Source organism: Sphingopyxis sp. CCNWLW2 (genome assembly GCF_037095755.1).
Lineage (GTDB): Bacteria > Pseudomonadota > Alphaproteobacteria > Sphingomonadales > Sphingomonadaceae > Sphingopyxis.
The window spans coordinates 1,845,701-1,865,014 of the sequence record NZ_JBAWKJ010000001.1; the positions used below are offsets into that span (position 1 = coordinate 1,845,701).

A 19,314-nucleotide genomic window follows, 5' to 3' on the forward strand; every position below is an offset into this window, starting at 1 on the left:
CATCTTTTGATGCGCAGCATGACAGGGGGTGTGGGTGTGTCAAGCGCGTGGGCCAGAGCTAGTTAGTTGACAAAGTCAAATAATTGACGCATCGAATCGACATGCCATCGGTCAACCTCCATCTGCCGGACGATCACGCGCCGCAACCCGACGCCGCCACGGGCGCGCTGCGCCGCTTCAACCGCTTCTACACGCGCTTTGCCGGGGTTCTTGGTCCTGGCTATATGGGCAGCGAGCTGTCGCTGATCGAGGCGCGCATCCTCTATGAAATCGCCACGGGGCAGCCGGTCGTCTCGAAGCGGATCGTCGAGACGCTGTCGGTCGACCCCGGCTATCTCAGCCGCATCCTGCGCCGCTTCACCCAGCTCGGCTGGATCGCGCGGACGCGTGGTGTCGACGCGCGCGAGCATCCGATTCGGCTGACGGCGGCGGGCGCGGCGCTGTTTTCCGAGCTCGATCGCACGACCGCCGCGTCGACATCGGCGACGCTCGCGCATCTGTCGCCGGGCGAGCAGGCCGGGCTTGCCGAGCGGCTGGCATGGATCGAGGCGCGGCTGGCGGGTGCGCCGCTGCCGCCGCCCGCGGTCCGTCCGTGGCGGCCGGGCGACATGGGGCTGATCACCGCGCAGCAGGCGGTCTATTATCGCGGCGCCTATGGCTGGGGCGACGCGATGGAGGTCTTGATCGGCGAGATTACGAGCCGCTTCGTTCGCGATTTCGATGCCGGCCGTGAACAATGCTGGGTCGCCGAACGGCACGGCGAACTGCTCGGCAGCGTCTTCCTCGTGGCGGATTCCGACAAGGTCGCGCGGCTGCGCCTGCTCTATGTCGATGCCGCGGCGCGCGGCCATGGTCTTGGCCGCGATCTCGTCGGGCGCTGCATCACCTTCGCGCGCGAAGCGGGCTATGCCGAACTGGTGCTTTGGACGCACACGGTCCTCGCCTCGGCGCGCGCCATCTATGCGGATTATGGTTTCACCATCGAAAAGGTTGAGACACACGACGAATTCGGCAAGCCCGAACAGAGCGAGCACTGGCGGCTCACGCTTTAGGTCCTGACAACTGGTGCAAGGCCCATGTCCGCGCTATTGGGCGCCGATGGCCAAGCTCTATTTCTACTACGCCAGCATGAACGCTGGCAAATCGACGACGCTGTTGCAGGCGGATTTCAACTATCGCGAGCGCGGCATGGAAACGATGCTGTGGACCGCAGCGCTCGACGACCGCTACGGTGCGGGACAAGTGACGAGCCGCATCGGGCTGATGGCCGAAGCGCACAAGTTCGATCCCGACAGCGACCTGTGGGCCGCTGTGAATGCCGAAAATGCCGAGCGCCCGCTCGCCTGCGTGCTCGTCGACGAGGCGCAGTTCCTGACGCGCGCGCAGGTGCTCGACCTTGCGCGGCTTGCCGACGAGGTGGGCATCCCGGTGCTCTGCTATGGCCTGCGCACCGATTTTTCGGCCGAGCTGTTCCCCGGATCGGCGGCTTTGCTCGGCATTGCCGACGCGCTCGTTGAGCTGAAGGCGGTGTGCGAATGCGGGCGCAAGGCGACGATGAACCTGCGCGTCGACGAAAGCGGCCGCGCCGTCGTCGAAGGGGCGCAGACCGAGATTGGCGGCAACGACCGCTATGTCGCGATGTGCCGCCGCCACTTCATGGCGAAACGGCGCGAAGCCGCGGAAGCGCCAAGGAAAGTGGGCGCCGATGCTTGACCACCTCTATGTCGACCTCGCCGACGGCGACCTCAAACTCGTCAAGCTGACCGAAGCGCATCGCGAAGACCTGCGCGCCGTCTGCGCCGCCGATACCGATGTATGGGCGATCTATTCGTCGAGCTTTGGCCCCGGCCATTTCGACAAGAGCTTCGACACGCTGATCGGTGGCTCCGGCCGCATGCCCTATGCGATCATGGACGGTGACACGCTCGTCGGCATGACCGCTTGGCTGCGGCCGGACTGGTCGGCGCAGACGGTCGAGATTGGCAACAGCTTCATCCACCCCGATGCGCGCGGCACCGGCTTCAACGGCCGGGTCAAGCGCTTGATGCTGGGTCACGCCTTTGCGGTCGGCATTCGCCGCATCGAATTCCGCATCGACGAGCGCAACAAGCGGAGCCAGGCCGCGGTCGCCAAGCTCGGCTGTACCAAGGACGGCGTGCTGCGCTCCGAACGCATCACCTGGACCGGCTATGTGCGCGACACCGGCCTCTGGTCGCTACTTGCAAGCGAGTGGCCGGCTCGCTGAGGCCATATTTTCGGGTCAGTGCCGGTTCAGATTGCCTCTGCTAGCACGCGCATCGGGTAGGGTAACACCGACCGAAAGATATGACATGAAAAAGAATCTCGCACTCTCCCTGGCCGCCGTGCTGCTTCCCCTTTCTGCGGCTGCGGCGGCCAACGAGCCTGCAAAGGAACCGCGCGCGCTCGGCGTCGAATCGAGCATCGTCTTCCCCAGCGACAGCACGATCCGCAACTGGCAGGCCGACCGCGATCGCGGCATCTGGATCGAGGGCCGACGCGGCGAATGGTATTATGGCAGCTTCGCCGGCCTCTGCCGCGACGTCGATTTCGCGCAGGCGATCGGCGTCGAAACGCGCGGCGCCGGGCGGCTCGACAAATTCGCCTCGATCATCGTGCGCGGCGAACGCTGCATGCTCTCGTCCTTCGTGACGTCGGCGCCGCCGCCCTCAAAGGCCGAGCGTAAGGCGGCGCGCGAAGCCGAAAAGGCCGCCCAAAATTGACAGCCTTCAACCCGCGCCCTAGCGGCGCGGGATGAACGGCTGGATCATCCTCGACAAACCTGTCGGCCTCGGCTCGACGCAGGCGGTGGGCGCGGTGAAACGCGTGTGCCGCGAGGCGGGGCTGGGCAAGGTCAAGGTCGGCCATGGCGGCACGCTCGACCCGCTCGCGTCGGGTGTCCTCCCGATCGCGCTCGGCGAGGCGACGAAGCTTTGCGGCCGGATGCTCGATGCGAGCAAGGTTTACGATTTCACCATCGCGTTCGGGACCGAAACCGCGGGGCTCGATGCCGAGGGTGAGGTTGTTGCAATGAGCGACCTACGGCCGACTCTTGCGGAGGTTGAAGCGGTACTGCCGCGCTTCACCGGCCCGATCGAACAGGTGCCGCCGGCTTATTCGGCGATCAAGATCGACGGCCAGCGCGCCTATGACCGCGCGCGCAAGGGTGAAGCGGTCGAGATGAAGGCACGCAGCGTGACGATCCATGCGCTCGAGCTGCACCCCGCGCCGGCTGGGCCACTCGAAAGCGCCACCCTCACCGCCCACGTCTCGAAGGGCACCTATATCCGCAGCCTCGCGCGCGACATCGCGCATGCCGTCGGCACCGTCGGGCATGTCACGATGCTCCGCCGCATAAAGGCCGGACCGTTCGACCTGTCACAGGCGATTTCGCTGGACAAATTGAACGCTTTCGGCCAAGGGGCCGCCCAATCAGAAATATTTCTGCCGCTTGAGGCAGGGCTGGTCGACATCCCGGCTCTGAACCTTTCCCCGGAAGCGGCAGGGGCGATCCGTCAGGGTCGCGTCTGGACCGGGGGTAGCACGGATGACGGGCTCTATTGGGGAAGGGACAGCGAAATGCGTCCCGTTGCCCTGATCGAGGCTTTGGCGGGAACGCTGAAAGTTGTCCGGGGCTTCAATCTGTAAACAAGGATGTTCGAGGAAAAACAAATATGTCGATTACCGCCGAGCGCAAAACCGAAGTCATCACCGACAATGCCCGCGCAAAGGGCGATACCGGTTCGCCGGAAGTGCAGGTCGCAATCCTGACCGACCGCATCAACACGCTGACCGCCCACTTCAAGGCGCATCACAAGGACAATCACAGCCGCCGCGGCCTCCTTATGATGGTCAACAAGCGCCGCAGCCTCCTCGACTATCTGAAGAAGAAGGACGAGGCCCGCTATCAGGCACTGATCGCGAAGCTGGGTCTTCGTAAATAAGAATTTCTGGCGGCCCCGGATTTCCGGGGCCGCTGTCATATTGGCTCCGCGCAAATTGCCGGACCACAGGGCCGCTCCCGCATCCGGCGGGACCGCCATATGGGCAGACAGACGCCCTAAACCGCCCCGGGCCGGATTGCCCGGAATCAGAGGCCCCGCCCGGCATCGGGCCCGGCGGGCGAAGGAAACTCCATGTTTGACGTGAAAAAAGTATCGATCGAGTGGGGCGGTGAAACGCTGACCCTCGAAACGGGCAAGGTTGCCCGCCAGGCCGACGGCGCGGTTGTCGCGACGCTGGGCGAAACGATGGTTTTGGCGGCGGTGACCGCTGCAAAGACGGTCAAGGAAGGGCAGGACTTCTTCCCGCTTACCGTCCACTATCAGGAAAAATATTCGGGCGCGGGCCGCATCCCCGGCGGTTTCTTCAAGCGCGAGCGCGGCGCGACCGAAAAGGAAACCTTGGTTTCGCGTTTGACCGATCGTCCGATCCGTCCGCTGTTCCCCGAAGGTTTCTACAACGAAATCAACGTCATTGCCCAGGTCCTGAGCTATGACGGTCACAATGAACCCGACATCCTCGCGATGGTCGCCGCGTCGGCCGCGCTCACCATCTCGGGCGTGCCCTTCATGGGCCCGATCGGCGCCGCACGCGTCGGTTATGTCGACGGCGAATATATCCTGAACCCGACCGACGCGCAGGTTGCCGAGGGCGACCTCGACCTCGTCGTCGCCGCCACCTACGATGCGGTGATGATGGTCGAATCCGAAGCCAACGAGCTGTCGGAAGAGATCATGCTCGGCGCCGTGCTGTTCGCGCACGACGCGTGCAAGGACGTCGTCAAGGCGATCGTGAAGCTCGCCGAACAGGCTGCCAAGGATCCTTGGGACATGGCCGAACAGGCCGACCTGACCGCCGCCAAGGACAAGCTCAAGAAGCTGATCGGCAAGGACATCGCCGCCGCGTACAAGCTGACCGACAAGTCGGCCCGCTCGAATGCGCTGAACGAAGCCCGCGCCGCCGCCAAGGCCGCTTTCGCCGACGCGACGCCGCAGGACCAGATGGCCGCCGGCAAGCTGATGAAGAAGCTCGAAGCCGAAATCGTTCGCGGCGCCATCCTCAAGGACGGCAAGCGCATCGACGGCCGCACGACGACGCAGATTCGTCCGATCGTCGCCGAAACGCACTTCCTGCCCCGCGCGCATGGCTCGGCGCTGTTCACGCGCGGCGAGACGCAGACGATCGCGACCTGTACCCTTGGCACCAAGGACAGCGAACAGATGATCGACGGCCTCAATGGCCTGTCCTACTCGAACTTCATGCTGCACTATAACTTCCCGCCCTATTCGGTCGGCGAAGTCGGTCGTTTCGGGGCGCCCAGCCGCCGCGACATCGGCCATGGCAAGCTGGCATGGCGCGCGCTGCACGCGGTGCTGCCGACGAAGGACGAGTTCCCCTACACGATCCGCATCACCAGCGACATCACCGAGTCGAACGGCTCGTCGTCGATGGCGTCGGTCTGCGGCGGTTCGCTCGCGATGATGGATGCGGGCGTTCCGCTGAAGCGTCCGGTTTCGGGCATCGCGATGGGCCTGATCCTCGAAGGCAAGGATTATGCGATCCTGTCGGACATCCTGGGTGACGAAGATCATCTCGGCGACATGGATTTCAAGGTTGCGGGTACTGCCAACGGCATCACCACGATGCAGATGGACATCAAGATCGCGGGCATCACGCGCGAGATCTTCGAAGCCGCTCTGAACCAGGCGAAGGACGGCCGCGCGCACATCCTCGGCGAAATGGCGAAGGCGCTGGGCGAAGCCCGCACCGAGCTGTCGGCGCATGCGCCGCGCATCGAAACGATGCAGATCGACAAGTCGAAGATCCGCGACATCATCGGCACCGGCGGCAAGGTGATCCGCGAGATCGTCGCGACAACCGGCGCCAAGGTCGACATCGACGACGAAGGTCTGATCAAGATCTCGTCGAGCGACCCCGAGCAGATCGAAGCCGCGCGCAAGTGGATTTCGGGCATCGTCGAGGAAGCCGAAGTCGGCAAGATCTATGACGGCAAGGTCGTCAACCTCGTTGATTTCGGTGCGTTCGTGAATTTCATGGGCGGCAAGGACGGCCTTGTCCACGTCAGCGAAATCGCCAACGAGCGCGTCGAGAAGGTCGCCGACGTCCTGAGCGAAGGTCAGGAAGTCAAGGTCAAGGTCCTCGAGATCGATCAGCGCGGCAAGGTTCGCCTGTCGATGCGCGTCGTGAACCAGGAAACCGGCGAAGAGCTGGAAGACACGCGCCCGCCGCGCGAACCCCGCGGTGACCGCGGTCCGCGCCGTGACGGCGGCGACCGTGGCGACCGCGGCCCGCGTGGCGGCGGTGGCCGTGACCGCGGTCCGCGCCGCGACGGCGAAGGCCGTGGCGATCGCGGTCCGCGCCGCGAACGCAGCGAAGGTCCGGAAGACCAGGGCCATGTGCCCGACTTCCTCAAGGACTAAGCCTTCCGCTAATCGGAAAAAGGAAAGGGGCCGCGAAAGCGGCCCCTTTTTTCTTGGCAGTGTTGGGGTGGGAAGCGGCTATCCCCCACTTTCGTCATTCCCGCGAAAGCGGGAACCCAGTCCGACGTCGCTGCTGGGTTCGCGCTTTCACGGGAATGACGAAATGATGAGATGCTGAACGTTCGCAACCGGTCGCAAGCCGTCGTCGGCGTATCTTTATGCGTGGATCAGCCCTGCCGCTGGTGCCAACTCTCATAGAGATCGGGCCTGCCGGCCAGCCGGACGGGCAGGTGACGGATATCCATCATCTGCTCGGCAAAGGGCTTCGCCAGATCGGCGTAGATCGCCGCCGTCGACAGACCGTAAGGCTCACCGTCTTCGTTCGAATAGGCGTAGGTTACGGCTTTGATCCCCGCGAGGCGCATCGCAGCCATGCACATGGGGCAGGGGTGGCCGCTCGCGAAAACCGTGCAGCCGCTTAGATCGGCGCCCAGTGACCTGCTCGCGAGCCGGATGGCGTTGAGTTCGGCGTGCGAGGTCGGATCGCCGGTCTCCATGACGTCGTTCGCTGCCCTGGCGATGATCCGGCCATCGCGAACGATCACGGCACCGAACGGTCGGCTACCTCTTTCGGCATTGGCATAAGCCAGCGCGATCGCCTCGCGCAGATAAGTCTCGCTATCGTTCACCATCAGGCACCCGTTCCGGCTCGAGTTCGGCCTTCAGGAATGCCACGATCTTCGGCCAGCTGTCCATGCGCGCGGCCGCATTCCCTTTCGCGGTGCCGCCAAGCTTGCTCCACTTCTTCGCGTCAACGGGATCGGCGAAGGGCGCCCCCATTACGCCGTGCCCCGCATCCTTGTACCGCAGCACGGCCGGCGCTGGGGCGTCTTTCGTCTTCGCCCGCGCGACGATCTGGTCGGTCATCGGGCAACTCGGCCACAATTTCTCGGCCTCGCCGCAGATGAGCAGCAGCTTGCCCTTGAACCGTTCGACCGGGATGATCGCGGCCGGATTCGCGCCGATCTCCTTGAGCCCGTTCACGAACACCGGCATCAACCCGTCGCCGCCCGGCTGCCCCTTGTAGGCGAGGTGGGACAGGGGCTCCCCCTTTTCGCTCCACGACGAGCTGAACGATCCGAACATGTAATTTTCGCCCGACATGCCGTCCCATACGACGCTCGACGGCATGCCGAGCGCCGCGGCGCGGATGCCGGGATAGCGCGTCGCAATGACGAGCCCCGCCTCGGCACCCTTCGAATAGCCGACGATCCCGAGGCGCGCCGGATCGACGCCGGGCTGCGCTTTGAGCCAGTCGAGGCCCCTGGTGAAATCCTCAAGCGGGATGTTCTTGAGCTTCGCCGATTTGCCCGACGCATTATGATAGGCGAGCTGGAGCGTGCTGTAGCCTTCGGCTTGCAACAGCAGCGCCAGCGCGCGCATGTCCTTGCCCAGCCCGCCTTCGGATCCGCCGAGCAGCAGGATCGCCGGATGCGGGCCGGTACCCGGCGCCGGATAATAGTTGGCGAAGATGCCGTCTCCGTTGATCCGCTGGCCGGTGGGGCCTGCCTCGACGATTTTCGCGGGCGCCGGCGGCTGCGTGATCATCCACCCCATGCCGCCCGCGCCGAGGACGACCAGCGCGCCCAAGATACCGAGTGCGATCTTCCATTTCCGCTTCATGGCCGCCCTCCATGTTCAGACTGTCTTATTAATATAGAACACCTCGCGCCTTTTCCACAAAAAAGAAAGGGGCCGCTCGCGCAGCCCCTTCTCCTTGCGATCGCGGATCGATCAGCCGAACAGGCGCTCGGCATAAACGCCGCGCAGCTGCGCAAAATTGTCCCAGTGCGGCGCCGGCGTCGTGCCGCGCAGCTTCGCTTCGAGCACATCGACATGGCTGTGCCAGCCCGCGCTGACGTTGAGCAGCACCGAGGGATCCTCGACACGGCTGTGGATGATCGTCAGCAGCACCTCGTCGCCCTTTTTCGCGAGCGTGAAGGTCACGCCGCCGGTGCTGCCCCAGCTGATCGCGAGCATATGCGGGGCGTCGATCGCCACGACTTCGCACGTCATGCGGTGCTCGTCGCCAAAGCCTTCGGGACGCGCACCCGGCGGGTCGGTGAGTTCGTCGTTGCGCCAGACGAGCTCGACGGGCGCGCCGGCCATCTGCTCCATCGCGCCCGCGGCGAGCCATTGGCGGCGCAGCTCGCCATCGGTCAGGTACGACCAGACGCGCTCGACGGGGCCAGGGAGAAGGCGCTCGATCGTCAGCGTCGCGGGCTCGGTGAGCACGCCATAATTGTTCTCGGTCAGCATCGTCGTCATCACTTTTCTCCTTCTTTCCCGGGGAGGGGCTTCTTGGGGGGAGGGGGAACGGCATCCTCGGCACGCAGCAGCCGTTCGAGCGTATCGAGCCGGTCGGTCCAGAAGCGGCGGTACATGCCGATCCACTGGTCGGCGCTCATCAGCGGCACCGGGTCGAGGCTGCAGACATGGGTGCGCCCGCGCACGTCGCGGCGCACCATCCCGGCGCTTTCCAGCACCTTGATATGCTTCGACGCCGCGGCGAGCGACATCGCGAAAGGCTCGGCCAGCTCGCCGACCGTCCGTTCGCCGGCGGCCAGCTCGCCCAGCATCGCCCGGCGCGTCGCGTCGCCGAGTGCGTGAAAGATCGTATCGAGGGTGTGCGAATCATGTTCAACCATGAGGTTGAATATTGATCAGCCCGATTTGATTGTCAACCGATTGGTTGAATTATTTCACGTCGACCCCGGCGATCCGGTTTCCTGCATCCTCGCGATAGAGCGACCAGTTGGCGGGGCATTTGTTCACGGCCTTCGGCAATCCCTGCATGCCTTCGGTGATCCAGCAATCGTTGAAGATCGAACAATAGCAGGCACGGACCTTGAGCTTCCACCGCTCCTTGTTGAACGTCTGCCAGACCTGCTCGGACGCAGGCGTGCGCGGGAAACTGACGAATTCGATCGTCTCGCCGGGCCGCACGGCAATTCCGGTCGAAGGCGAGGTGGAAAAGGTCAGAGCCTGCGCCTCGGTTTGCGTACAGCATGTCCTGAGCAAGTCGATCGGGGTGTTTACCGGCTTGCCTTCATAGCGGATCTCAATGGGGCCGAGGATCGCGGGGCCAACGCCATTGTTCGTCAGCGTCAGCGCGATATCCTGATTGCCTTCCTTGTCGCCATTGCTTGTCCCGAAGGTGACGAACGGCATCACCCCGCCACTCTGCATCTTCTGCGTCGCGTCAGCCTGAACGAAGGCGAAATAGGCGAGCGCGAGCGAGGCGATCAGCGCGGGCAGGCCGATGAGGAAATGCGCGATCGTAATGAATGGCAAATAACGCAGAAAGCGTGAACCGATCGTCGCAACGTCGGATGCGGATACGGCAGGTCCGGGCGTGGTGTCGCGGTTCGGCGTTTCGCTCATCACTATCCTCTTTCGCTGCTGGGGGCGCATGCCTAGACCGACTTGCGGACTTTTCCAATCAGCACTGTTCCCGGCAACCATTCTGAAACCGCTCGCATCGATCGGCGCATTGGGATTATGATCGGCGCCATGCTGATCACGCTTCTCTCCGCGCTCGCGCTCGCCGCCCAATCGACCCCCCTCCCGCCGCAGGTGACGCAATTGCCGCCGCCGATGCCGACGGTTCCGGCCCCCGTCACCCCGGTGGTCGAGGCCGACACGCGGCCCTATGTCGCGCTCGCCACCGATCTCGGGACGATCACCGTGCGGATCGAAAACAAGCGCGCGCCGATCACCGCCACCAATTTCCTCCGCTACGTCGATGCGAAGCGGATGGACGGGTTCAAATTTTATCGTTCAACCAAAAGCTGGGGTCCGGCGAACCAGCTGGTGCAGGCGGGCAACCGCGGCGATGCGCGCAAGAATTTTCCGCCGATCGCGCACGAGCCGACCACGAAGACGGGGCTGACCAACTGCAAGGGGGCACTGTCGATGGCGCGGCTCAACCCCGGCGATGCGACGAGCGATTTCTTCCTGCTCTTGTCCGACATCAAGGGCTTCAACGCCGATGCACCCGGCGGCGACGGCGCGGGTTTTGCGGTGTTCGGCGAGATCGTCGGCGGTGCCGACATCGCCGAGGCGATCTTCAACGCCCCGATCTCGCCGACCGCGGGCGAAGGGGTGATGGTCGGCCAGATGCTCGACCCGCAAGTGACAATCAAGACCGCACGCCGCGTCCCGGCGCCCGTTGGCGCTCCACAAGGGTGTGTCGTCAAAGCGCCGTAAAGCTGCGCCGGACCCCTATCATTTATTTTGCGTTCATCCGCGCTGTGGCTATACCGCGCGCATGACTCAACATGTCCCCTCGCGCGCGACCATGCGCCTGCTCGCCGCTGCACTCGTCATTACGCCCATGCTGGCGGCCTGTGCCGGGGGCGGCAATGTGAAGAAGGACACGCGTTACGTCGCGCGCGACGTCAACACGCTGTACCGCGCCGCGCAGGACCGCCTCGAGCGCCGGCAGTACGGCCTCGCCGCGGCACTGTTCGACGAGGTCGAGCGCCAGCACCCCTATTCGCCCTGGGCGCGCCGCGCGCAGCTGATGAGCTCGTTCAGCTACTATATGGACCGCGAATATACCCCGGCCATCGAGGCGGCGCAGCGCTTCCTCGCGATCCACCCGGGCAACAAGGACGCGGCCTACGCCTATTATCTGATCGCGCTCAGCTATTATGAGCAGATCAGCGACGTCACCCGCGACCAGAAGATCACGCAGCAGGCGTCGGCGGCGCTCGGCGAAGTGATCCGCCGCTATCCCGACAGCCGCTACGCGTCGGACGCGCGGCTCAAGGTCGACTTGGTGCAGGACCATCTCGCGGGCAAGGAAATGGAGATCGGCCGTTTCTACCAGCGCAGCTCGAACTGGCTCGCGGCCTCGATCCGCTTCCGCGAGGTCGTCGACAAATATCAGACGACCAGCCACGCGCCCGAGGCGCTCTATCGCCTGACCGAATGCTATCTCGCGCTCGGCATCCCGTCCGAGGCGAAAAAGTCGGCCGCGGTGCTCGGCGCCAACTATCCGGGCAATGAATGGTATGCGCGCGCCTACAAGCTGATGCAGAAGAACGCACCGAGCGCCTGATCGCGCCGGGAATAGATTCTGCCTTTGTTCTGCGGTAAGGACGTTGGGGTCCGAATCCACTATTGATACGGTCGAGGTTTGCGGCGATTTGGCCCAGTGCTAGGAGGCGAAGCGCAGGAATATGTCGATATTTCCAGCGCCGCCGACGCCGCAATGGGCCAAATCGGTCAAATCCCGAAGGGACGTCAAAATGGCTTCGGTCTCGAAGCGAGCTGACTTTGCGGGTAGCGCCGCTATCCGCGGCAGCCATCTCACTCCGATCCCTTTGCCATTTTGACGCCTCGACCGCATCAATAGTGGATTCGGACCCCTTATGCTAACCGCTCTATCCATCGCCAATATCGTCCTGATCGAACGGCTCGACCTCGATTTCGAGGCCGGGCTGGGTGTGCTGACCGGCGAGACCGGGGCAGGCAAGTCTATCCTGCTCGACGCGCTGGGCCTCGCGCTCGGCGCGCGCGCCGACAGCGCGCTGGTACGTCAGGGCACCGACAAGGCGCAGGTGACGGCGAGTTTTGTCGCGCCCGCACCCGGTACGAAGCTCGCCGCGCTGCTCACCGAAAACGAGATCGCGCTGGAAGCGGGCGAGCCGCTGCTGATCCGCCGCACATTGAAGGCCGACGGCGGCAGCCGCGCCTTCCTCAATGACCAGCCCTGTTCGGCGGCGCTGCTGCGCGAAGTCGGAACCTGGCTCGTCGAGATTCACGGCCAGCACGACGACCGCGGCCTGCTCGCCCCCGCGGGGCACCGCGCGCTGCTCGACGCCTATGCGCGCGCCGATACCCGCGGCGTTGCCGCCGCCCACGCCGCATGGCGCGCCGCCGAGGACAAGCTCGCTGCGGCGAAGGCGGCCATCTCGGAAGCCGAGCGCGACCGCGAATGGCTCGAGCATTGCGTCGCCGAACTGCAGACGCTCGCCCCCCAACCCGGCGAGGACGCCGAACTCTCCGAAGCGCGCGCCACGATGCAAAAGGGCGAGAAGGTCGCGGGCGACCTCGGCGCGATCATGGAAGCGTTCGAAGGCAGCGACAGCGGTCCCGCGCAATTGCGCGGCGCGGCGCGCCGGCTCGACCGGCTCGCGGGCGATCATCCGTTGCTCGCCGAAGCGTTGGCGGGGCTCGACCGCGCGATCATCGAGGCCGACGAGGCCGAGAGCAAGCTTCACGAAGCCGCGCGCGCGATGGAATATGACCCCGAACGGCTCGAAGCGACCGAGACGCGATTGTTCGAACTGCGCGCGATGGCGCGCAAGCATAATGTCCAGCCCGACGAGCTCGCCGAACTCACCGGCACGCTCGCGGCAAGGCTCGACGCGATCGAGGGTGGCAGCGCGGGGCTCGCGAAGCTCGAAACCGCGGTCGCCGAAACCGCCGCGGCTTATACCCACGCCGCGGCCGCGCTGTCTGACCAGCGCAGCAAGGCCGCGACCCGCCTCGACGCTGCGGTTGCGAGCGAACTCGTGCCGCTCAAACTCGACGCCGCGCGCTTCCAGACCCTCGTCGAGCGCCTGCCCGCCGAACGCTGGGGCGCGGAGGGCATGGACCGCGTCGAATATCTCATCTCGACCAACCCCGGCGCCCCCTTCGCGCCGCTCGCCAAGATCGCGTCGGGCGGTGAGCTCTCGCGCTTCATCCTCGCATTGAAGGTCGCGCTCGCCGAAGAGGGCGGCGCCGACACGATCATCTTCGACGAAATCGATCGCGGCGTCGGCGGCGCGGTCGCCAGCGCGATTGGCGAGCGGCTGGCGCGCCTCGCGGGCGCCGGAAAACAATTGCTCGCGGTCACGCACAGCCCGCAGGTCGCCGCAAAGGGCGCCGCGCATTTCATCATCGCCAAGTCGAGCCAGGGCATTGTCACCCGCACCAGCGTCCACGCGCTCGATGAGGCCGGCCGCCGCGAGGAAATCGCGCGCATGCTGTCGGGCGCCGAAGTGACCGCGGAGGCGCGCGCGCAGGCGGAAAGATTGCTGGAGACATTATGACCGACCAGGCGCAACAATATCGGGACGAGGGTTATCTCGCGCTGCCCGATTTCGTGCCGACCGACGTGACGCATGCCTTGCTCGGCATGCTGAAGTCCGACCTTGTTCAGGGCGGCGTGTCGTTCGATCAGCTGAAGCGCAAGCACGATTTGCTCGCGACCGCGGCGGTCGAGGTTTATGGCACGCATTATCTGCCGCTCTCGACCTTCCTCTGGGGCATGACCCCGGCGATCAGCGCGCTCGTCGGTCATGATTTGCGCCCGACCTATTGTTATTTCCGCATGTATCGCAAAGGCGACATCTGCCGCATCCATTCGGACCGCTACGCCTGCGAGCACAGCCTGTCGCTGCTCCTCGCGGCGAGCGATGACGCGGCGTGGCCGCTCGAAGTGGGCTCGCAACATATCGAAACGCCGCGCCAGCGTGCCGACCCCGATTTTGGCGACGAAGCCTATGGATCGGTGCCGATGCTGCCCGGCGATGCGGTGCTCTATCAAGGCGTCCACCGGCTGCACGGGCGGATGATGCCCAATCCCAACCGCTGGTCGGCGCACCTGTTCCTGCATTGGGTCGACCCTGACGGGCCTTATGCCGACAATGCGTTCGAGGGGATCCAAATCCTGCCGACCGAAGCGCTCGCAATGGAAAGGACCTGAGGCGTGGCGGCGGCGCACCCGCTTGACCGTCCGGTCTGGAGCATGCTCACCGGGCGGCAGGCGCATCTCGCCGAGGGCGATGGCCGCGCGGTGCGGATCGATCGCGGCTATGGCGTCTTCGGCGCCGCTCCCGACACCGGCGGCGAAGCGCTTGCCGCGCTCGCCGCACTTGTCCCCGATGACGGCGAAATCTGGATCGTCGAGGGCGAGCCGTGGCCGGTCCCTCCGGGCACGCGCGAAATGAAGCGCGCGGTGCTCGCGCAGATGGTCGCCGAGGGCGCACCGCCACCGCCGCGCGAAGGCGAGCCCGTCATCATCGCGCTGGGCGACGATGACGCCCCCGAAATGGCGGCGCTCGCCGAGCATGCGAAGCCCGGACCATGGGGGCCGAAGACGCATCGTTACGGCCCTTTCTTTGGGGTTCGCGAAAACGGCCGCCTGCTCGCGATGGCGGGGCAGCGCATATTGGTCCCTAGCATGGCCGAGGTTAGCGGCGTCGCGACGTGGGAGGATTGCCGCGGCCGCGGGCTTGCGCGCGCACTCATCGGCCATGTCATGCGCGAAATGGTCGCGCGCGGCGAACAGCCTTTCCTCCACAGCTATGCCGACAATTCCGGCGCGATCGCACTCTATGAATCGCTCGGTTTCCGCATTCGTCACGAGGTGCACGTGCTGGCGATCGCGAAATGATGAACCGCCGCGCCCATCTCGCCGCGATGCTGGCGATGGCCGCGGCATTGCTCCCCCTCACGAAACTGCGCGCCCTGGAGGCCAAGATGGAAGAAGCCGATCCCCAATATGGCCTGCTCGGCCAGATGATGGCGCGGCCCGGCCAGCGCGCCGCGCTCGCCGCGATTCTCGCCGAAGGCATCGGTGAAATGCCCGGCAACCTCGCCTATCTGATCGGCGAGGACAGCGCGAACCCCGACGCGATCTGGATCGTCGAACTGTGGGACAGCAAGGAGGCGCACACCGCCTCGCTAAAGCTTCCCGTCGTGCAGGACGCGATCAAAAAGGGTCGCCCGCTGATCGCAGGATTTGGTACTCGCGCCGAGTTCAAGCCGGTGGCAAAGACCGGTGCATGACCGAAATCGAATCCCTGTCGCAGGCCGACGCCGCCAATGAATTGATGCGGCTGGCGAAGCAGATCGCCCATCACAGCAAACGCTATCACGCCGAGGATGCGCCCGAGATTTCGGACGCCGACTATGACGCGCTCGTCCGCCGCAACAATGAACTCGAAGCCGCTTTCCCGGCGCTGATCCGCGCCGACAGCCCGAACAACCAGGTCGGCGCCGCGGTCGAGGCGTCGCCGCTCGCCAAGGTCACCCACGCGCAGCGCATGATGAGTCTCGACAACGCCTTCGCTGCTGAGGATGTCGAGGAATTCGCCGCGCGCGTGCGGCGCTTCCTCAATCTGGGCGCCGACGCCGCGATCGCACTGACCGCCGAGGACAAGATCGACGGCCTCTCCTGCTCGCTGCGCTATGAAAAGGGCAAGCTCGTCCAGGCCGCGACGCGCGGCGACGGCAGCGTCGGCGAGGATGTCACCGCGAACGTTCGCCATATCGCCGACATTCCGCAGGAACTGAAGGGCGCAGCGCCCGACGTCTTCGAGATCCGCGGCGAAGTCTATATGGCGAAGGCCGATTTCACGGCGCTCAACGAACGATTGATGGAAGAAGGCAGGGCGCTCGCCGCGCAGCGCGAGCAGGAATTCGACTCCGCCACGGTCCGCCAGTTCGCCAACCCGCGCAACGCCGCCGCGGGCTCGCTACGCCAGAAGGATGCGAGCGTCACCGGATCGCGCCCCTTGCGCTTCCTCGCGCACGGCTGGGGTGAGGTCAGCGCGCTTCCCGCAGAAAGCCAGTTCGACGTGATGAAGCAAATCGAACGCTGGGGCGCTCCGGTGTCGCCGTTCCTGAAACGCTATGACAGCGTTGCCGACATCCTCGCCCATTATGCCGAAATCGAGCGCCGCCGCGCCGACATGGATTATGACATCGATGGCGTCGTCTACAAGGTCGACCGCCTCGACTGGCAGGCGCGTCTCGGCTTCGTCGCCAAGGCGCCGCGCTGGGCCATCGCGCATAAATTCCCCGCCGAACGCGCGCAAACGACGCTCGAAGCGATCGACATCCAGGTCGGCCGCACCGGCAAGCTGACCCCCGTCGGGCGCCTCGTCCCCGTCACCGTCGGCGGCGTCGTCGTGTCGAACGTCACGCTCCACAACCGCGACGAAATCGGCCGTCTCGGCGTGCGCCCCGGCGACCGTGTCGTGATCCAGCGCGCGGGCGACGTGATCCCGCAAGTGGTCGAAAACCTGACCCGCGACGAGGATCGCGCGGCGTACATCTTCCCCGACCATTGCCCCGTCTGCGACAGCGAGGCGGTCGCCGAGGAGGGCGAGGTTGATGTGCGCTGCACCGGCGGTCTCATATGCAATGCGCAGAAGTTCGAGCGCCTCCGCCATTTCGTCAGTCGCGGGGCACTCGATATCGAGGGACTCGGCGAAAAGAGCATTCAGGAGTTCCTCGATCTCGGCTGGCTCGACAAGGGCCCCGCCGACATCTTCCGCCTGAAAAGCTACCGCGCCGACCTGCTCGGGCGCGAAGGCTGGAAGGAAAAATCGGTCGACAATCTTTTCGCCGCGATCGAGGCCAAGCGCCAACCCGACGCCGCGCGGCTGCTCTTCGGGCTCGGCATCCGTCACGTCGGCGCGGTGACCGCGCGCGACCTGCTCAAGGGGCTGGGCGATATTGCCCGGCTCCCCGAAAAGGCTGCCGAGATCCACGCCTATCTGGAGGCGAACCCGCAGGGCGAGGGCGAATCCGACGGCAAATATACATCGCGGAAGGTCGATAGCTTTAAATCGATCCTCGAAGTCCGCGCCGACGGCATCGGGCCCGCGGTCGCTGAGGCGCTAGCCGATTTCTTCCACGAACCGCACAACCGCGATTTGTGGAGCGACCTTCTCTCCGAAGTCTCGCCGCCACCGTACGTCGTAGAGACGCGCGAGAGTGAGGTGTCGGGCATGACGGTCGTGTTCACCGGCAAGCTCGAGACGATGAGCCGCGACGAGGCGAAGGCGCAGGCCGAAGCGCTCGGTGCCAAGGCCGCGGGCAGCGTCAGCGCCAAGACCGATCTTGTCGTTGCGGGTCCCGGCGCGGGGTCGAAGCTCAAGCAGGCGAGCGCGCTCGGCATCCGCGTGATTGACGAGGCCGACTGGGCGGCGATCGTCGCCGCGGCGGGGTGAGAACCATCCACCCTCGTCACCCCGGACTTGATCCGGAGCTTGCCTTTCTTGAAGGAGTAAAGGCGGGTGCCGGGTCAAGTCCGGCATGACGAATAAGAGGATGATAATAAGCCGTGCGCGCCATCACAGACGGCGCGGCGGAAATGCTGTGAGGGGGCCGCATGGCAAAACGAAACTATCTGAATGACCTGATGCGCGACCTCGAATCGCATACCGAGGTGCGGCGGTTCGGCAGCGGCTGGCTGTCGGGCTTTTTCGGGCTGCTGTTCGCTATCGCGGGATTCTTCATGGTGATCGCGCTGCGCTTTCCCGACTGGTTCGCGACCCCCGAGCTTGAGATCATCAAGAATTGGGGCGGCTTTCGCGGCCTCGTCCATGCGGTCCTGCTCGTGAGCTATGGCCTGTCGCTGCTCAGCCTGCTGCTGCGTCCGCGAAAGGCGCTCGGGCTCACCGCGCTGATGATCGGACTCGCGGCGATCCTTGTCGGCGGCGCCAACGTCCAGCCGCAGGAAACGCGCGACTGGGGCATCTTCTTCGGACTCGACTTCTTCGTCGTGAACCTGCTCGTCACCGGCTTCATGTTCGCGCCGCTCGAACGCGCTTTCCCGCACCGCCGGACGCAGCGCCTGTTCCGCACCGAATGGCGCGAGGATCTTTTCTATTATCTCGTCAGCACGATGTTCGTTCAGGTGTTGGGCTTCCTCGCGCTCGCGCCCTCGACGATCATCAACGAGAATACGAGCAATTGGGAGGCGTTCCGCGCCGCGGTCGCCTCGCTGCCGTGGATCGTCCAGTTCGCGATCGTGCTCGTCGCGTCGGACGTGGCGCAATATTTCTTCCACCGCACCTTCCACCGCTACCCCTTCCTCTGGGGTTTCCACGCGGTGCACCACAGCGCGAAGTCGATGGACTGGCTCGCGGGCTCGCGGATGCATTTCGTCGAGATCATCCTCTTGCGCTCGATCACCTCGCTGCCGCTCTTTACCCTGGGTTTCGCGCCGTCGGTGATGCAGGCCTATATCGGCTTCGTTTACGTCTGGTCGTCGCTGCTCCACGCCAATGTCGGCGGTAATTTCAACCGGCTGGGCCACTGGATCGCGACCCCGCGTTTCCACCACTGGCATCACGGGCTCGAGCGCGAGGCGTTCGACGTCAATTTCGCGATCCATTTCCCGTGGATCGACAAATTATTCGGCACCTTCCATTTGCCGAAGGACCGCTGGCCCGAAAATTACGGCATCCCCGAAGATGTGCCGAAACATTATTGGGGCCAGTTCCTCTACCCCTGGACGCGCACCGGTAAGAAGACCGACGAGACGCCCGCCGAATAGGGCAATCTGTCCGCTTGCCAGCATCGTGGGCGCGTCATAAGGCGCGGGACGTGAGCCTGCTCGCCGCCTTTCGCCGTCCGGGCATCCTGCTGCTCTTGCCGCTGCTCCTTGCGCTCGCCGCGCGGGTGCTCGTCGCGCCGGGCTGGATGATCGAGAGCGACGCGGGCGGGTCGATTACGGTGCGCATCTGTTCGGACCCCGCCAACCCCGGCGGCACGATGACGATTCCGCTTGAGAAAGCGGGGAGCCACGATGCGGGCGAAGCGCAGCAGCATTGCCCGTGGGGCGCGCTCGCCAATGCGCCGATCGTTCCCGACCTGCCGGTGCTCGCCGCCGCGCCAGTCACGGGCGAACCCGTCCCCGTGGCGGCCCGCTCGCTCGGTTTCGCGCCGGGCATCGCCTCGCCGCTGCCGCCGAGTACCGGACCACCCGCCTTCGCCTGATCCAGACCGACCGGCTGCCCGCGCTTTTGCGCGGCGCGGCCCGTGACTGCATTCAGCGAAG

Annotated in this window: 21 protein-coding genes; 16 read left to right on the forward strand and 5 right to left on the reverse strand. The window is 65.1% G+C overall.

The window, feature by feature from the left end; all coding sequences use genetic code 11:
- Positions 1–101: 101 nt before the first annotated feature.
- The 7 genes from V8J55_RS08695 (at position 102) to pnp (ending at position 6,461) form a co-directional block, all read left to right on the forward strand.
- The gene (locus V8J55_RS08695) at positions 102–1,052 is read left to right on the forward strand and encodes a bifunctional helix-turn-helix transcriptional regulator/GNAT family N-acetyltransferase (protein WP_336445226.1); all 951 of its coding nucleotides are present in this window, start codon (positions 102–104) and stop codon (positions 1,050–1,052) included.
- A gap of 46 nt (positions 1,053–1,098) precedes the next feature.
- Complete coding sequence (locus V8J55_RS08700; RefSeq protein WP_336445227.1) at positions 1,099–1,713, forward strand: thymidine kinase; 615 nt, start codon at positions 1,099–1,101, stop codon at positions 1,711–1,713.
- Positions 1,706–2,245, forward strand: a complete 540-nt coding sequence (locus V8J55_RS08705; RefSeq protein WP_336445228.1) for a GNAT family N-acetyltransferase — start codon at positions 1,706–1,708, stop codon at positions 2,243–2,245. The genes V8J55_RS08700 and V8J55_RS08705 overlap by 8 nt, the downstream gene beginning before the upstream one ends.
- Positions 2,246–2,330: 85 nt before the next feature.
- On the forward strand, positions 2,331–2,741 hold the full coding sequence (locus V8J55_RS08710) for a DUF6491 family protein (RefSeq protein WP_336445229.1): 411 nt from the start codon (positions 2,331–2,333) through the stop codon (positions 2,739–2,741).
- Positions 2,742–2,772: 31 nt separating this feature from the next.
- Positions 2,773–3,666 (forward strand): tRNA pseudouridine(55) synthase TruB, encoded by an 894-nt coding sequence (truB, locus tag V8J55_RS08715; RefSeq protein ID WP_336445230.1) that lies wholly within the window; start codon positions 2,773–2,775, stop codon positions 3,664–3,666.
- 26 nt (positions 3,667–3,692) lie between these two features.
- On the forward strand, positions 3,693–3,962 hold the full coding sequence (gene rpsO, locus V8J55_RS08720; protein WP_037514725.1) for a 30S ribosomal protein S15: 270 nt from the start codon (positions 3,693–3,695) through the stop codon (positions 3,960–3,962).
- A 192-nt stretch (positions 3,963–4,154) separates the two neighbouring features.
- Entirely contained in the window at positions 4,155–6,461 is a 2,307-nt protein-coding gene (gene pnp / locus V8J55_RS08725; RefSeq protein ID WP_336445231.1) for a polyribonucleotide nucleotidyltransferase, read from the forward strand.
- Positions 6,462–6,688: 227 nt separating this feature from the next.
- Here the strand turns inward: pnp and V8J55_RS08730 are convergent, their stop codons facing one another.
- From V8J55_RS08730 to V8J55_RS08750, 5 genes are all read right to left on the reverse strand, one after another.
- Positions 6,689–7,153, reverse strand: a complete 465-nt coding sequence (locus V8J55_RS08730; protein WP_336445232.1) for a nucleoside deaminase — start codon at positions 7,151–7,153, stop codon at positions 6,689–6,691.
- Positions 7,140–8,144, reverse strand: a complete 1,005-nt coding sequence (locus tag V8J55_RS08735; RefSeq protein ID WP_336445233.1) for an acyl-CoA thioester hydrolase/BAAT C-terminal domain-containing protein — start codon at positions 8,142–8,144, stop codon at positions 7,140–7,142. Before V8J55_RS08735 ends, V8J55_RS08730 begins: the two co-directional genes overlap by 14 nt.
- Positions 8,145–8,255: 111 nt before the next feature.
- Complete coding sequence (locus V8J55_RS08740) at positions 8,256–8,789, reverse strand: SRPBCC family protein (RefSeq protein WP_336445234.1); 534 nt, start codon at positions 8,787–8,789, stop codon at positions 8,256–8,258.
- A complete protein-coding gene (locus V8J55_RS08745; RefSeq protein WP_336445235.1) occupies positions 8,789–9,169 on the reverse strand; it encodes an ArsR/SmtB family transcription factor in 381 nt (126 codons plus the stop codon). The genes V8J55_RS08740 and V8J55_RS08745 overlap by 1 nt, the downstream gene beginning before the upstream one ends.
- A gap of 49 nt (positions 9,170–9,218) precedes the next feature.
- On the reverse strand, positions 9,219–9,905 hold the full coding sequence (locus V8J55_RS08750; protein WP_336445236.1) for a hypothetical protein: 687 nt from the start codon (positions 9,903–9,905) through the stop codon (positions 9,219–9,221).
- 129 nt (positions 9,906–10,034) lie between these two features.
- Here V8J55_RS08750 and V8J55_RS08755 point away from each other — a divergent pair, with 129 nt between their 5' ends.
- From V8J55_RS08755 to V8J55_RS08795, 9 genes are all read left to right on the forward strand, one after another.
- On the forward strand, positions 10,035–10,730 hold the full coding sequence (locus V8J55_RS08755) for a peptidylprolyl isomerase (protein ID WP_336445237.1): 696 nt from the start codon (positions 10,035–10,037) through the stop codon (positions 10,728–10,730).
- 61 nt (positions 10,731–10,791) lie between these two features.
- Positions 10,792–11,586: an outer membrane protein assembly factor BamD gene (locus tag V8J55_RS08760; protein ID WP_336445238.1), complete on the forward strand. Its 795-nt coding sequence runs from the start codon at positions 10,792–10,794 to the stop codon at positions 11,584–11,586.
- A 313-nt stretch (positions 11,587–11,899) separates the two neighbouring features.
- Positions 11,900–13,567 carry a DNA repair protein RecN gene (gene recN / locus V8J55_RS08765; RefSeq protein ID WP_336445239.1) on the forward strand — a complete coding sequence of 556 codons (1,668 nt, stop codon included), beginning with the start codon at positions 11,900–11,902 and terminating at the stop codon, positions 13,565–13,567.
- Positions 13,564–14,223, forward strand: coding sequence for a hypothetical protein (locus tag V8J55_RS08770; protein ID WP_336445240.1), 660 nt, complete (start codon positions 13,564–13,566; stop codon positions 14,221–14,223). The genes recN and V8J55_RS08770 overlap by 4 nt, the downstream gene beginning before the upstream one ends.
- A gap of 3 nt (positions 14,224–14,226) precedes the next feature.
- Entirely contained in the window at positions 14,227–14,913 is a 687-nt protein-coding gene (locus V8J55_RS08775) for a GNAT family N-acetyltransferase (RefSeq protein ID WP_336445241.1), read from the forward strand.
- A complete protein-coding gene (locus V8J55_RS08780; protein ID WP_336445242.1) occupies positions 14,910–15,308 on the forward strand; it encodes a putative quinol monooxygenase in 399 nt (132 codons plus the stop codon). Before V8J55_RS08775 ends, V8J55_RS08780 begins: the two co-directional genes overlap by 4 nt.
- On the forward strand, positions 15,305–17,479 hold the full coding sequence (gene ligA / locus V8J55_RS08785) for an NAD-dependent DNA ligase LigA (protein WP_336445243.1): 2,175 nt from the start codon (positions 15,305–15,307) through the stop codon (positions 17,477–17,479). Before V8J55_RS08780 ends, ligA begins: the two co-directional genes overlap by 4 nt.
- A gap of 161 nt (positions 17,480–17,640) precedes the next feature.
- Positions 17,641–18,810 carry a sterol desaturase family protein gene (locus V8J55_RS08790; RefSeq protein ID WP_336445244.1) on the forward strand — a complete coding sequence of 390 codons (1,170 nt, stop codon included), beginning with the start codon at positions 17,641–17,643 and terminating at the stop codon, positions 18,808–18,810.
- 50 nt (positions 18,811–18,860) lie between these two features.
- Positions 18,861–19,253 carry a DUF2946 family protein gene (locus V8J55_RS08795; RefSeq protein ID WP_137892845.1) on the forward strand — a complete coding sequence of 131 codons (393 nt, stop codon included), beginning with the start codon at positions 18,861–18,863 and terminating at the stop codon, positions 19,251–19,253.
- The last annotated feature ends 61 nt before the right edge of the window (positions 19,254–19,314 follow it).